This is a genomic window from Mycobacterium sp. 48b (assembly GCF_048282725.1).
Taxonomy (GTDB): domain Bacteria; phylum Actinomycetota; class Actinomycetes; order Mycobacteriales; family Mycobacteriaceae; genus Mycobacterium.
Genome location: NZ_JBLVUL010000001.1, coordinates 5452939 through 5466895, shown reverse-complemented (window position 1 = coordinate 5466895; position 13957 = coordinate 5452939). Strand labels below are relative to the sequence as shown.

At 66.1% G+C, this 13957-nt stretch carries 9 protein-coding genes and 2 pseudogenes; 4 read left to right on the top strand and 7 right to left on the bottom strand.

The genetic code is table 11. The features are described from left to right. The first annotated feature begins 3 nt into the window (after positions 1 to 3). On the top strand, positions 4 to 1197 hold the full coding sequence (locus tag ACNQR1_RS26685; protein ID WP_418048628.1) for an acyl-CoA dehydrogenase family protein: 1194 nt from the start codon (positions 4 to 6) through the stop codon (positions 1195 to 1197). A 64-nt stretch (positions 1198 to 1261) separates the two neighbouring features. On the opposite strand, the gene ACNQR1_RS26680 is transcribed toward ACNQR1_RS26685, so the two are convergent. Then, positions 1262 to 3568 (bottom strand): MMPL family transporter, encoded by a 2307-nt coding sequence (locus ACNQR1_RS26680; protein WP_418048627.1) that lies wholly within the window; start codon positions 3566 to 3568, stop codon positions 1262 to 1264. 101 nt (positions 3569 to 3669) lie between these two features. On the opposite strand from ACNQR1_RS26680, the gene ACNQR1_RS26675 reads away from it, so the two are divergent. Further along, positions 3670 to 4269: a TetR/AcrR family transcriptional regulator gene (locus ACNQR1_RS26675; RefSeq protein ID WP_418048626.1), complete on the top strand. Its 600-nt coding sequence runs from the start codon at positions 3670 to 3672 to the stop codon at positions 4267 to 4269. Between the two features lie 16 nt (positions 4270 to 4285). Here ACNQR1_RS26675 and ACNQR1_RS26670 read toward each other — a convergent pair whose 3' ends face one another. The 3 genes and pseudogenes from ACNQR1_RS26670 to ACNQR1_RS26660 all read right to left on the bottom strand — a co-directional run bounded on the left by ACNQR1_RS26670 (position 4286) and on the right by ACNQR1_RS26660 (position 7114). Next, positions 4286 to 5518 carry an amidohydrolase family protein gene (locus tag ACNQR1_RS26670; protein ID WP_418048625.1) on the bottom strand — a complete coding sequence of 411 codons (1233 nt, stop codon included), beginning with the start codon at positions 5516 to 5518 and terminating at the stop codon, positions 4286 to 4288. Positions 5519 to 5528: 10 nt separating this feature from the next. Continuing rightward, positions 5529 to 6677 carry a thiolase family protein gene (locus ACNQR1_RS26665; RefSeq protein ID WP_418048624.1) on the bottom strand — a complete coding sequence of 383 codons (1149 nt, stop codon included), beginning with the start codon at positions 6675 to 6677 and terminating at the stop codon, positions 5529 to 5531. Positions 6678 to 6689: 12 nt separating this feature from the next. Further along, positions 6690 to 7114: pseudogene (locus tag ACNQR1_RS26660) on the bottom strand (Zn-ribbon domain-containing OB-fold protein). A 143-nt stretch (positions 7115 to 7257) separates the two neighbouring features. Between ACNQR1_RS26660 and ACNQR1_RS26655 the strand changes: the two are divergent. Further along, positions 7258 to 9377 (top strand): annotated as a pseudogene (locus tag ACNQR1_RS26655) (molybdopterin-containing oxidoreductase family protein). A gap of 31 nt (positions 9378 to 9408) precedes the next feature. Continuing rightward, positions 9409 to 10944, top strand: a complete 1536-nt coding sequence (locus ACNQR1_RS26650) for an aldehyde dehydrogenase family protein (RefSeq protein WP_418048623.1) — start codon at positions 9409 to 9411, stop codon at positions 10942 to 10944. Between the two features lie 49 nt (positions 10945 to 10993). On the opposite strand, the gene ACNQR1_RS26645 is transcribed toward ACNQR1_RS26650, so the two are convergent. From ACNQR1_RS26645 to ACNQR1_RS26635, 3 genes are all read right to left on the bottom strand, one after another. Continuing rightward, positions 10994 to 11698, bottom strand: coding sequence for a TetR/AcrR family transcriptional regulator (locus ACNQR1_RS26645; protein WP_418048622.1), 705 nt, complete (start codon positions 11696 to 11698; stop codon positions 10994 to 10996). 12 nt (positions 11699 to 11710) lie between these two features. After that, positions 11711 to 12931, bottom strand: a complete 1221-nt coding sequence (locus ACNQR1_RS26640; protein WP_418048621.1) for a cytochrome P450 — start codon at positions 12929 to 12931, stop codon at positions 11711 to 11713. A 91-nt stretch (positions 12932 to 13022) separates the two neighbouring features. Continuing rightward, the gene (locus tag ACNQR1_RS26635; RefSeq protein WP_418048620.1) at positions 13023 to 13808 is read right to left on the bottom strand and encodes an SDR family oxidoreductase; all 786 of its coding nucleotides are present in this window, start codon (positions 13806 to 13808) and stop codon (positions 13023 to 13025) included. Positions 13809 to 13957: the final 149 nt, after the last annotated feature.

The following is a 13957-nucleotide window of genomic DNA, read 5'->3' as shown; positions in this document are numbered from 1 at the left end:
GTCGTGGATTTCTCACAGGTCGAACTGTCCGCAGAGGACGAGGCTTTCCGCACCGAGGTGCGGGATTTTCTGGCCCGGGTGGTGACCGAAGAGGTCATCCGGCGGGATCGCGAGACCGGCGACAACTTCGACGAGGGCGTGCACCTGGCCCTGGGCGCGGCCGGGTATCTGGAGAAGGAGTTCAAGTCCGAGGCCGATGGTGGGTTCACCCGGGTGCAGTCGCGGATCTGGCAGCTGGAGAAGCGCCGGGCCGAGGTGCCGTGGGTGACCTGGGGAACGACGGTCATGATCGCCCGTTCGGTCTCAAAGTTCGCCGCCCCGGAGATCCGTGACGACGTGCTGCGCGGGGTGTTCGACGGCACCGTGCGGATGTGCCTGGGCTACACCGAACCCGAGGGCGGCTCAGACGTCGCGACCTGTAAGACCCGCGCGGTGCGGGAAGCGGATGGGTCGAGCTGGATCATCAACGGGTCCAAGATGTTCACCACCGGCGCGCACAATTGCAAGTACGTCTTCCTGATCACCAACACCGATCCGGACGCACCGAAACACAAGAGTCTCACCATGTTCCTGGTGCCGCTGGACTCCGACGGGATCGAGATCCAGGGCATCCGGACCGTCGACGGTGACCGCACCAACATCGTCTACTACTCCGATGTCCGGGTCGACGACAAGTACCGGCTCGGTGACGTCAACGGCGGCTGGACGGTGGTGCGTGAACCACTCGACGCCGAGCACGGGGCGGTCGCGGCCGCCGACGATGGTCTGGCAGACGTCGCGATCATGATGCACCAGGCCGGCTTCATGGCCGAGGCTGCCGACAACGTCGCCGCACTGGTCGGCACCCCGGATGCCAGTGGTCGTGCGGCAGTTGACGATGGATCCGTCGCATATCGCTTGGGGCGCAGCGTGGCTCGATTGGAGGCGTCACTCTCGTCGCCCAGCATTTTCGGCCGGGTCGCGCTGGCGCAGACCATGCGCGACATCGCCCCGGATCTGATGGACATCGCGGGATCGGTCGCCGCACTGCCGGTCGGGGCCGACGGGGGAGCCGACGACCGCAGTGAATACGTGTACCGGTTCGCGCCCCTGGTCGGCATCTATGGCGGCACACTCGAGGTGTTCCGCAACATGATCGCCCAGCACGTGCTCGGACTGGGCAAGCCGAACTACTCCGCGCCGCGTAAGGCTTCATAGCGCGAGCAGACGCATATGTACCCGAATCCCAGGCGGCTCGGGTACATATGCGTCTGCCGGCCGACTATGCGGGCGCCTCGGCCAGCTGCTTGTTCAGCTGGTCGCCCTCGATGTCGAGGTTGGGCAGGATGCGCTCCAGCCGCTTGGGCAGCCACCAGGCCTTCTCGCCGAGCATCGACATCACGGCAGGCACGATCGCCATCCGCACCACGAACGCGTCGATCAGCACACCGAAGGCCAACGCGAAACCGATCTGCTTGATCATCGGATCGCCGTTGAACACGAACCCGGCGAACACCGACATCATGATCACCGCGGCGGCCACCACGACACGACTGGCCTGGGTGAAGCCGTGCGTCACCGCGTCATCGCCGCGATGCCCGTGCACATGGGCTTCCTTCATCGACGACACCAGGAACACCTGGTAGTCCATCGCGAGCCCGTACAGCACGCCGATCACGATGATCGGCAGCAGGCTCAGGATCGGTCCCGTCGCGGTCAAGCCGAACAACTGCTGGAACCAACCCCATTGGAACAGTGCGGTGGTGGCGCCGAACGTGGCCAGCACGCTGAGCAGGAACCCGACAGTGGCCTTGACCGGTACCGCGATCGACCGGAACACCACCAGCAGCACCAGCAACGACAGGCCCACGACCACGCCGATGTAGAGCGGCACCGCCTCGGCGAGGCGATCGGTGGTGTCGACGCCCATCGCGGTGATGCCGGTGACGCCGAGGTCGACGTTGCGCAACTCGGCCAGCGGTCCGGTGTGTGCCCGGATGTCGCGCACCAGCTGCGCCGTCGCATCATTGGTGGGCCCGGTGCTCGGAACGACCGAGAACAGGGCGAATTCCTCGTTGTCACTGACCTTTTGCAGGCTCACTGATTCGACGCCGGTCATTCGGCGCAGATCGTTGTTGGTGTCGACCAGGTCGGCGGTGGTGAGCTTGCCGGTACCCGCCGCCGGTTCGGCGACGACCACCAGCGGTCCGTTGTAGCCCTCACCGTAGTGAGTGGAGACCAGGTCATAGCTCTCGCGCTGCGGCGTGCCCTGGTTGTAGCTGGCGCCGGCCGGCAGGCCCATTGACATGTTGAGCGCAGGCAGCGCCAGCAGCGCGGCGATGACCACGCCACCGATGGCGACCGGGACCCGGTGCCGTAACACCGCACCGACCCATGCGGTCGCGAAGCGGTGGTTCGCACCCTTGTCGGCCGATTGCGTGCGCCGCGTCTTCTCGGAGCAGATGCGCTCGCCGACCAGACCGAGCAGGGCCGGCAGCAGCGTGAGGGCGGCGATCACCGCGACCACCACGGTGGCTGCGGCAGCCAGCGCCATGGGTGTCAGCAGCGAGATGCCGACCACGGTCAACGCAACGAGCGCGATCACGACGGTGGTGCCGGCGAAAATCACTGCGCTACCGGCGGTCCCGAGTGCCCGTCCGGTCGCCTCGGCGGCACTGAGCCCCTGGTCGACGATCAGTCGTCGTTGGCGGTTGACGATGAACATCGCGTAGTCGATTCCTACCGCCAGGCCCAGCATCAACGCCAGCACGGCGGTCATCGACTGCATGTTGACCAGATGTGAGAACAGGAAGGTTCCGCCGACACCGACCGCGACGGAACTCAACGCGGTGGCCAGGGGCAGGCCCGCGGCCACCAGCGAGCCGAGCGTGACGACCAGAACCAGGGCGGCAACAGCGAGGCCGATGACCTCACCGGCGCCGACGATCTCGGGCATCTCGACCATGCTCGCCGACGGCAGCACGTCGATCCCGGTGGCCGACACCGCGTCGCGCGCGGCCAGCACCGCGTTTTCGACCGTGCCCGAGGGCAGTTCGGCAGTTTGCTTGTCGAACTGGAACTGGTACAGCGCAGCCGCGCCGTCGCCGGAGATCAGCACCCCGGGCACCGGCTGTCCGTTGACCACCAACGGCTGCGGTGAATCCGGCGGGATCGGTGCGGGCACCTGTGATCGGGCAATCGCAGCCGACGCGGTCAGTGTGGCGCTGGCCGGTCCTTTGGCCATCTCGGCCCGGGCGAGTGCGCCGGGGTCGAGCACGTGGTCGGAATGCGACACCGAGTCGACGGCGCGCAGTAGGGCCGCGCGGTTGTCTCCGTCGTCCATGCGCCGGCCGTCGGGTGCGGCAAAGGCGATCAGACCTTGTCCGCCCGAAGACTCGGGCATGCGCTTCGCGAGGTCATCGATGACCTCTTGCGCGGGTGTGCCGTTGATGCGCATCTCGTTCGAGATCTTGGGCGGGTTCGTCACGAGCAGTCCCGCCACAACCGCGATCAGGGCGAGCCAGCCGCTGATCACAAGCCATGGACGACTGAACGCAAAGCGTCCCAGCCGGTACAGATAGGTGGACATATAAGTGAGAGTAGGCTCTCAATATGGGAGTAAGCTATCGTTTGTTGTGAAGCCCATCATCGGTGCACCGACATGACCTGCGCCACGTCCCCGGATCGGAAATGCCTGTTCGCCCCACCCGCCGTCGTACCGACGCCTATGCCAACGAGAGCCGTATCGTCGCTGCCGCCCGTGACGTCTTCGCCGAGCGCGGCGCGGCTGCGACACTGACGCAGATCGCCGCGCACGCCGGCGTCGGCAATGCGACGCTGTATCGCCACTTCCCGAACCGGCAGGCGCTGGCGGCCGCCGTGTACGAGGACGCGTTCTCGACCGAGGTCGAACCCGTGATCCTGGCGCTGATCGACAGCGATGCTCCGCGTGAGGCGTTCATCGACGTGATCGAGCGGCTGGCCGAACTCATGTACCTCCAGCGCCCGTTGCTGCCGTCGCTGGATCACCTCACCGAGCTGACGTCCAGGCTGTTCAGCCGCAAACGCGACCTACTCGAGGCAGTCGTGATGCAGGGGCAAGCGGCCGGTGATCTGCGCGCCGACCTGACGGTTGACGATGTGCCCACCTTCGTCGCGATGGTGACGGCCGCCTCGGTGGCGCTCGATCAACCGCCTCAACTGCGTCGCCGGTATCTGAGCCTGATGCTCGACGCCCTCAATCCCACGGACGCCCAGCCGCTGCCGCCATTGCCGGACCGGCCGGCCTAGCAGGTGGTGAAGGGCCTCAGGGAGCCGCGAGCACCGGTGGGCTGACCGCCTCGGGGTCAGGGTTGGCGATGGGCAGGCCCATGAACCGCCGTGCGTTGTCACCCATGAAGTCATACGTGCGACGGATGTCCATGCCCTCGGCGTACTTCCAGAAACCCTTGGGTTCGGCGAGTCCTTCGGGATGCGGGTAGTCCGAGCCGAACAGCACCTTGTCCCATCCGACGGTTTCCACCACGTCGGATACGCAGCCCTCCCAGAACGGGCTGACCCAGATGTTGCGGCGGAACACGTCGTGCGGATGCTCGGGGAAGTTCTGCGGCATCTTCTTGTACAGGTCGGCGAAATCGTGGAACAGGGGGAAGATCCAGCTGCTGCCGTTCTCGACGCTGGCGATGCGCAGCTTCGGGAACCGGGTGAGGGTGCCGTGGCAGATCAGCGCGGTCAGCATGTCGGCGATCTCGCGGTGGCCCAGCACCATCCAGCGGAACGCGCTCTGCGCCATGAAGTTCTGGGTGTAGGGCGGTTCCCACTTGTTGACGTACTCATCGAGCGGCGGATAGCTGGCGTGCAGGACGATGGGCAGGCCCGCCGCCTCGACGTCACGCCAGAACGGGTCGAACTCCGGCAGGGCGGGGGAGCGCCAGCCGTGCAGACCGTTGACGGGCCCCGGCTTGATCAGGGCGACCTTCGCGCCTTTGGAGAGGATCCACTCCAGTTCACGTTGCGCCGCATCGACTTCGGAGAGATTGATGATGGGTGTGGAGAACACCCGGCCCTGGTAGTCGAAGCCCCAGTGTTCGAGGATCCACTCGTTGAGGGCGTGGACGATCGCCAGGGTCAGTTGTGGGTCGTCGGCGCTGGAGTGCTCGACCAGGCTGCCCAGGGTGGGGTAGTTCAGTGCCTCGACCACACCTTGGCGATCCAGCTCCTTGACCCGGTCTTCCGGGTTGCGGGTGGCATCGGGCGCCTCGATGGCCTTGCCCTGCATCTCACGCAGGGTCAGACCGTCGGTGTTCTCCCCGGCGAAGAACTTCTCGTGCGCTCCCGGTGCGGCGACGCGCTCGAAAGTCGGGTTCGGGATGAAGTCGGTGACCCTGTTGTTGATCACCACCCGGGTCTGCCTGCCGAACTGGGCGTACTGCACAGCCCGGCCGTACTTTTCGGGCAGGAACTTGGTCAGCGCGTCCCCGGTCTCGTACATGTGCTGGTCGGCATCGAAAATCGGTGCGTCTCTGAATTGTTCAGTCATGATCTTTTCCTCAGAGCGTCAGGACGGTGGCGCCGGCGGTGCCGGGGGCGCCGTAGAGCTGGGCGAAGCCGACGCGCGGGTTGCCGGGCACCTGCCGGTCGCCGGCCTCGCCGCGCAGTTGGCGCACCAGTTCGTGGATCTGGCGTAGGCCGGAGGCGCCGATGGGCTCGCCGTTGGCGATCAGTCCGCCGTCGGTGTTGACCGGTAGCGATCCGCCGATCTCGGTGGCCCCGTCGGCGAGCAGCTTCTCCTGGTCGCCGTCGGCGCAGAATCCACATTCGGCCATGTGGATGATCTCGGCGCCGGCATCGGTGTCCTGCAGTTGTACGACGTCGACGTCTTCGGGTGCCACCCCGGCCTTTTCGAATGCGGCGCGCGCGGCATACACCGTCGGTGCCACGTCCTCCTCGACCGGTGCGCAGGTGGTGTTGACCTCGTAGGCCCCGTACTTGCGGGTGCGGACCTCGACGGCCTTCAGGTACACCGGCTTGTCGGTGTAGCGGTGGGCGATGTCGGCGCGGCACATCACCACCGCGGCCGCGCCTTCGTCGGGGGCGCAGAACATGTACTGGGTCAACGGGTAGTTGAGCATCGTCGAGTTGAGGATGTCGTCCTCGCTGATCGGCTTGCGCCGGAACGCGTTCGGGTTCAGCGCGCCGTTGCGGAAGTTCTTGTTGGCCACCTTGGCCAACGTTCGCTGCGAGATGTTGTGCTCGTACAGGTAGCGGTTGGCCTTCATGCCGAAGAACTGGGTGGTGAGGTATTGGCCGTTCTCGGCATACCAGCTGGGCATCCCGACGAGGGCAGGGTCTTCGGTGAAGGCGCCGCGCGGGTGTTTGTCCAGACCGACGGCGATGCCGATGTCGTAGTCGCCGAGCCGGATCCCGTCGGCGCAGGCCTTGGTGGCGCTGGCCGCGGTGGCGCAGGCGTTGAACACGTTGGTGAAGGGGATGCCGGTCAGTCCGACCATCCCGACGATGGCGTCGGGGTTGGCCACCGTCCAACTACCCCCGGTGGCGGCACCGATGTCTTTCCAATCGACTCCGGCGTCGGCGACGGCGGCGAAGATCGCATCGACGCCCATCTGCATCGCTGACTTGCCTTCGAAGCGGCCGAACGGGTGGATGCCGACGCCGATGATGGCTACATCGTTGGTCATGTGCGCGGCCTTTCAGGCGGGTTGGAAGGCGAAGGTGACAATTTCGTTGCCCTCTTCGTCGGTGGTGAACGGGATCATGGTGAGTTCGACGTCCATGCCGAATTGCAGTTTGGCCGGGTCGTTTTCGGTGAGGCGTCCTTCGACGCGGATGACGGGGCCGGTGTCGTCGGTGAGTTCGACGAGGCCGACGCCGAAGGGGACGAAGTTCTTTCCGGTGGGTCCCTTGTAGGGGGCGCCGGGGGGAAGCCCTGGGTGGTCCAGGCGATGACGGTGCCGCGTCGGGGCAGGTTGACCTGTTCGGTGTTGCCGCCGGAGCATTTGGGGCAGCGGGCCTGGGCGGGGAAGGTGGTGGCTGTGCAGTCGGTGCAGCGGCTGCCGATCAGCTGGGGTTCGGAGTCGGGCCAGGTCGAGATTTCCGGCGCGAGGGCCTTCTGCATGGGTCCGATTCCTCCGTGTTCGGCCAAAAATGTCTAGCAACTGTAACTCTTACAGTAATGTAGTCCAAGTGATCGAGCGCAAGGCTGAGTCCACGGCTGACAACAAGCCCACGTTCTGCCGCATCTGTGAGCCGCTGTGCGGCATGATCGCCACCGTCGAAGACGGCCGCCTGACCGCCCTGCGTCCCGACAAGGAGCACCCGCTGTCGGCGGGATTCGCGTGCCAGAAGGGCATCGCGTTCACCGAGGTGGTCAACGACCCTGACCGGGTGACCACGCCACTGAAGCGGACCGGGGACGGCTTCGAGCCGGTGAGCTGGGACGCGGCGCTCGACGACATCGCGGCCAGGATCACCGAGATCCACCGGCGCCACGGATCGGGGGCGGTCGCGTGGTACATGGGCAACCCCGCGGCCTTCAGCTACTCGCACCTGTTCGCGGCGATGGCGTTCGCCAAGGGCATCGGCGGCGACAGTCACTTCTTCAGCTCATCGACCCAGGACACCAGCAGTCGATTGCTGGCCAACCAGTTTCTCTACGGGGCACCGTTCCCCGTGCCCATTCCGGACCTGATGCGTACCGACCTGTTGGTGATGCTCGGCGCGAATCCGGTGGTGTCCCACGGCAGTTTCCTCACCGCGCCGCGGATCAAGGACCGCATGCACGACATCGTCAAGCGCGGCGGACGCGTCGTGGTCGTCGACCCGCGACGCAGCGAGACCGCCGCCCAGTTCGACTGGCTGGGTATCACCCCGGATTCTGATGCGTACTTGCTGATGTCGATCCTGCAGGTGCTGTTCGCCGAGGGGCTCGTCAGCGTGCGGGCCCGGACGCAGGCAGACGGCCTGGACTGGCTGCAGGAGCAGTGCGCGCCGTTCACCCCGGAGCTGACGCAACAGCACACCGGCATCGACCCGGAGACCGTGCGGGCGTTGGCCCAGATCTCGCCGGCACCGAACGGGCCGCGGTCTACGGCCGGCTGGGTACCTGCGTCGGCCGCAACGGCACGCTGACGACCTATCTGCTCGACGCCGTCAATCTCGTCGCGGGCAACCTGGATACCCCGGGCGGCAGCGTGTTCAGCACGCTGGGCATCCCCGGTCAGAAGTGGGGATCCATGGCGATGGGTGCCTCCCTGCGCCGCAGCTACCGCAACAAGCGGACGCGGGTCGGCGGGTTCCGTTCGGTCATCGGGGCCGAGCCCGCGGCGTTCATGGCCAAGGAGATCACGACGCCTGGTCAAAGGCAGGTAAGAGCGATGTTCATCGGCGCCGGCAACCCGGTGCTGTCGGTCCCCAACGGCTTGGAGTTGGAACAAGCACTCGAATCCGTGGACCTGTCGGTCGGTCTGGACCTCTACGTCAACGAGACCACCGCTCACTGCGACTACGTATTGCCCGTGACGACGATGTACGAGCGGGACGACTTCGCGGTGACGTTCCAGATGTTCCAGGCCACACCGTTCCGTCAGGCCACCGATGCGGTCGTGGCGCCGCGCGGTCAGGCTCGCACCGAATGGGACATCGTCGTGGACCTGATCAGCCGGATGGGAGTGCGCACACCGGTTTTCGTCGCGCTTCGGCGGGCGGCCAAGCGGGCTGCGCGCCGTGGCAAGCGGCTCAGCCCGCGGCCGATGATCGACATGATGATCCGGATGGCCGATGGGGGTGACCGCTTCGGGCTGCGCCGTGGCGGGCTGACGTTCCGCCGCCTGGCCGAACAGCATCCGCACGGCGTGGTGGTGGCACCGAGCATCCGGACCGGCGTGCTCGGTGAGGTCGTCGTGTATCCGAAGGGGCGGATACGGCTTGCGCACGAGGACATCGCTTCCGAGATCGCTGCCATGTCGCGACGAGCCAAGCCGGACGGCTACCCGCTGCGGATGATCGGCATGCGTGAACCGCGCTCGGAGAACTCCTGGCTGCACAATTCACCGTTGCTCATGCGTGGCAAGAGGATTCACCGTGCACTCATGCACACCGAGGATGCTGCGGCGCGTCGCCTCGCGGACGGCGACGCGGTGCGGGTGCGGTCGCCCTACGGTCAGATCGACATCGCACTGTCGCTCACCGACGACATCGTGCGCGGCACCGTCGCGATACCGCACGGTTGGGGGCACCGGGGTAGCGGTGGCTGGCGGATCGCCAACCAGGCCGGCGGGGCCAACGTCAATCAGTTGATGTCCAGTGATCCGGCCGATGTCGAGGCGCTCGCCGGCATGTCCTGGCTGACCGGTGTGCCGGTCCAGGTGGAACCCTGCTGATTTATATACTGTAAGTGTTACAGTTAACCGCGTGAGTGAAGTCGTGGACGAGGCCGTCACCAGTGTGGACATCGGGCGGCGTGCCGCCGGGCGGGCCGAGAAACGCCTGCTGATCGACGGTGCGCTGGTACCCGCGGCGTCCGGCGCGGAGTTCGACAATCTCAGCCCGGCCACCGGCCTCGTGCTCGGGACGACCGCGGCCGCCGGTGCCGAGGACATGGATCGAGCGATCGCAGCGGCCCGGCGCGCCTTCGACGAATCCGGCTGGAGCACCGATCGCGGATTGCGTCGACGTGTCCTGGCCCAACTGCAGGATGCCATCGAAGCTGAAAAAGACGACCTGCGTGAGGAACTGATCGCCGAGGTGGGCTGTCCGGCGATGACGACGGAGAATGCCCAGCTGGACTGGCCGCTGGCCGATGCGCTGCGATACCCGGCCCGGCTGATCGACGAGTTCGAATGGGAACGCACACTCGACGGTGGCGGACTGTTCGGCGAACGCAATGCCCGCACGGTGGTCAAGGAGGCGGTCGGCGTGGTTGCCGCGATCACGCCGTCGAACTTCCCGATCGAGGTCATCCTCAACAAGCTCGGGCCTGCGCTGGCCGCAGGTAACACCGTGGTGCTCAAGCCGGATCCGAACACGCCGTGGAACGCCACACGGCTGGGTCGACTGATCGCCGAGCGCACCGACATGCCGCCCGGCGTGGTCAACGTGGTGCCGACGCCCTCCAATGAGGTTGCGGGACTTCTCGGAACCGATCCGCGCGTCGACATGGTGTCGTTCACGGGGTCGACCGCAGTAGGCAAGCATCTGATGCGGGTGGGTGCCGACACCATGAAGCGCACCTTCCTCGAACTCGGCGGCAAGTCGGCGATGATCGTGCTCGACGATGCCAAGCCCGGCCACATCATCCCGGGCGCGATCGGGGCATGCGTGCACGCCGGGCAGGCGTGCGCGGCCAACACCCGGATGCTGGTACATCGCAGCCTGTTCGACGAGGCGGTGGCCAACGTGACGATGGCGTTCGGGGCGGTGCCGGTGGGCGATCCCGCGTTGCCGACCACGCTCGTGGGCCCGTTGATCAGTGCGGCGCAGAAGCAACGCGTTCTCGACGCTCTGGACAACGCCCGCCGCGACGGCGCCGACATCGTGGTAGGCGGCGGCGTGCCCGACGGGCTGCCTGCGTATCTGGCCGACGGGCACTTCGTCGCGCCCACCGTCATCGTCGGGGCCGACCCGAGCTCATCGATCGCGCAGGACGAGGTGTTCGGTCCGGTGCTGGTGATGATCCCGTTCGACGATGACGACGAAGCGGTGCGGATCGCCAACGACAGTGCATTCGGGTTGGCCGGTGCGGTGATGTCGGCGTCATCGGAGCGGGCGATGGGGATCGCGCGGCGGATAAGGACCGGCGCAATTGGTGTCAATGGCGGGATGTACTACGGTGCGGACGCGCCGTTCGGCGGATACAAGAACAGCGGTGTCGGACGGCAGTGCGGTATCGAAGGTTTCGCGCAGTACACCGAAACCAAGACCATCGGCTGGCGGCTGCCCCGGCAGTGACAACTCCCGGTGCTCGTGCCGGGCACAGCGTGTGCCCGGTACCGGGGAGTCACCCCTGGGCGGCGGTGTGACTCAGCGCTTCGGCGCGATCGAGGATGCTGTCGAGAATGTGGTCGAAGTTCCCGTCATCCGCCATACCGATCCGGTAACCCCGCCCCGGGATCGATGAGATCAGCGGCATCGTCTCGGCATCGATCACCTGTTCCCAGTATTCACGCGGGAACTGGACATCGGCCGTGCGGCTCTGAAGGCGTTGCAGCACGGCCGAGCTACGCACCAGCACGGAAATGGCCGTGTAGGTGTCGAGTGCCTGCTTGGCGCTGAGCCCGGCCGCCACCAGAGCGGCCACCGGCTGTTCGATCTTTTCGAGCGCGGGGCGGGCCGCCGGCATACCGCGGGTGCCGCGGATCAGGATGAGATCGCACACAATCGGATTGCCCGTGAACATCTTCCGCATGCGATGGGCGTGGGTGCGCAGCGATTCACGCCAGTTGCCCGCCTCGATGGACGACACGCTGAAGTCGTAGTCGAGCAGCACGCGCTCGGTCATCGCGTCGAGCAGCTCGTCCTTGCGCCGGAAGTACCAGTAGATGCTGGTCACGCCGACGTCGAGATGGCGGGCCAGCTGCGGCATGCTGAGGTTGTCGATCGACCCCTCGTCGGCGATTTCGAAGGCGCCGCGCAGGATTTCGTCGACGCTGATCGACCCGCGTTCGCGGCGCCGGCGTCCATTGGTGCTTGCGGGCGTGGCCATTGCAGCGTCCTTCTAGCGGATCGGCTCGAAGGTGACGGGTATGGCGGTGGGGGAGCGGAACGGCTGACCGAAGATGTGCGGATCGTCGTCGGTGACCAGGTTGATGTTGCGCACGCGGCCGAGCAGGCTCTCCATGGCCACCCTGGTCTCCATCCTGGCCAGGTGCAGGCCCATGCAGGTGTGCTCGCCGGCAGCAAAGGTGATGTGCGGGACCCGCTTTCGGAAGATGTCGAACTCCTCGGGCCGTTCCCAGCGATTCTCGTCGCGGTTGGCCGAGCCCATGCAGACGTCGATCACCGCACCCGCGGGCAGGGCCACGCCGTCGAGTTCGGTGTCCTGGGTGGTGGAACGTTGCACCGTGGTGAGCGGGGTTTCGTAGCGCAGCCCCTCCTCGATGGCCTGGCCGATCAGCTCGTGGTCGGCCTGTACCGCGGCGAACTGCTCGGGGTGGGTGAGCAGCAGGTAGATCAGGTTGCCCGAGGACCGGTAGGTGGTCTCCAGCCCGGCAGGCAGGAGCAATCGCAGGAACGAGTAGATGGCCTCGTCGGTCAGCTTCTCGCCGTCGATCTCCGCGGTGACGAGATCGCCGATGATGTCGTCGGTGGGATTGGAGCGGCGCAGATCGATCTGGCCGAGGAAATAGTCCTTGAGCGCCGCCGAGGCCTCGAATGCGCGCTTGTACTTCACCGTGTAGCTGATCAGTTCCACCGCGCGCTGCCGGAACCATGGCAGGTCTTCCTCAGGCAGACCCAGCAGCTTGGAGATGACCCGGGTGGGGAACTCGAAGGTGAAGTCGCGCACCAGATCGGCACTGCCGGACTCGATGAACTCGTCGACGAGCGCCTCGCAGATCGGGCGGACGATCTCGGGTTCCCAGCGCTGTAGCGAGCGTGACTTGAAAGCCGCCGAGACCAGGTTGCGGTGTTCGCGGTGGGTCTTGCCCTCCATGGCCAGGATCGTCGGTCCGATGAACAGCCCGATGGTGTTGTCGTAGATCTTGGAGTTGAACGACTTGCCGTCCCGGAAGACGGTATTGACCGCATCGAAGGACACGGCGGCGAATTGATGTTCCGGCAGAAGCGATTCCGGTGTCTTCGACCAGTCCATGACCGAACCGCGGAATACGCCGTGCTCGGCGCGGTGCCGCGCGAAGATCGGGTACGGATCGCGCAGCAGGGTGGCGGTGTCGTCAACCGGCCCGTCGACCGTCAGATCCTGCACTTCACTACCCACAGCTCACCCCACCGCTCGGAACGGACTCAACTCCCAGATCATATTACTGTAAATATTACAGTAACGCGATCGGCGCTGGTTCGGGCAGCGATCAGAGCGCGATCGGGGTGCCGTTGCTCATGGCCGCGATGAAGCCTGCGTCGACCTGGATGTCCTGACCGTTGATCCAGCGCGCCTCGGGGGACGCCAGGAAGGCGATCAGCGGAACGACGTCGTCGACGGTGGCATGCCGGCCGACGGTCGCGCGCACGAGATCGAGGACGTCCTTGCCCATCGTCGCCTCGAAGTCCGACAGGATGGGCGTCTGGACCGGGCCCGGGCTGACCGTGTTGACCCGCACTCTGTACTTGGTCCAGGCCGGCCCCGAGACCCGCTTGGCGAACAGGATCGCGGCCTGCTTGGAGGTGGTGTACACCGGGAAATCCGGATCCTGCCCGGTCTGCCACTGTGCCACCGCATCCCCGTCGGTGAGCTCGAGCAACCCGTCGAGGATGTCGATGCGCTGCTGCCAGCCCAGCGCGGCGGTCGATGCCACGGTGACGATCGAGCCGCCGTGGCGCAGCAGTGGCAGCATGCCTTCGGCCATCAACCGCATGCCGAGATAGTTGACCTTGAGGACATCGGCGGCCGGTGCGGTCCCCGGCACCCCCGCGACATGGGCGAGCATGTCCCAGCCATCGCCGATCTCGCCCAGCAGTCGCGTGATGTCGGCAGCGTCCCGCAGGTCGCAGGTGGCGTGCTCCGACGCCGGGGTGTCATTGGGGCGCACGTCGACCGCGAGCACGTGGTCGCCCCGCTCGACGAAGTGCGCCGCGGTGGCCGCTCCGATCCCGGACCCGGCTCCGACGACGACGATTCTGCGTGCGGTTTCCGCCATGCGACGACCTCTCACTGAATGAACGACAGTAAGGATGACTGTAAACAATTCGGGCCATCCGGACAATCGGCTTCGACCTGTTCGATGGGTGCTACCGTTAGCCTTACCGGAGGCAACTCCGGAGTATTCGGTGACGCGTGGCTGGCGGG

What these genes read in the sequence shown, in the direction of transcription:
- ACNQR1_RS26665 (WP_418048624.1), bottom strand. Translation starts at nt 6,677, where the DNA reads ATGACCAACGATGTAGCCATCATCGGCGTCGGCATCCACCCGTTCGGC.
- ACNQR1_RS26635 (WP_418048620.1), bottom strand. Translation starts at nt 13,808, where the DNA reads ATGGCGGAAACCGCACGCAGAATCGTCGTCGTCGGAGCCGGGTCCGGG.
- ACNQR1_RS26680 (WP_418048627.1), bottom strand. Translation starts at nt 3,568, where the DNA reads ATGTCCACCTATCTGTACCGGCTGGGACGCTTTGCGTTCAGTCGTCCA.
- ACNQR1_RS26675 (WP_418048626.1), top strand. Translation starts at nt 3,670, where the DNA reads ATGCCTGTTCGCCCCACCCGCCGTCGTACCGACGCCTATGCCAACGAG.
- ACNQR1_RS26670 (WP_418048625.1), bottom strand. Translation starts at nt 5,518, where the DNA reads ATGACTGAACAATTCAGAGACGCACCGATTTTCGATGCCGACCAGCAC.
- ACNQR1_RS26645 (WP_418048622.1), bottom strand. Translation starts at nt 11,698, where the DNA reads ATGGCCACGCCCGCAAGCACCAATGGACGCCGGCGCCGCGAACGCGGG.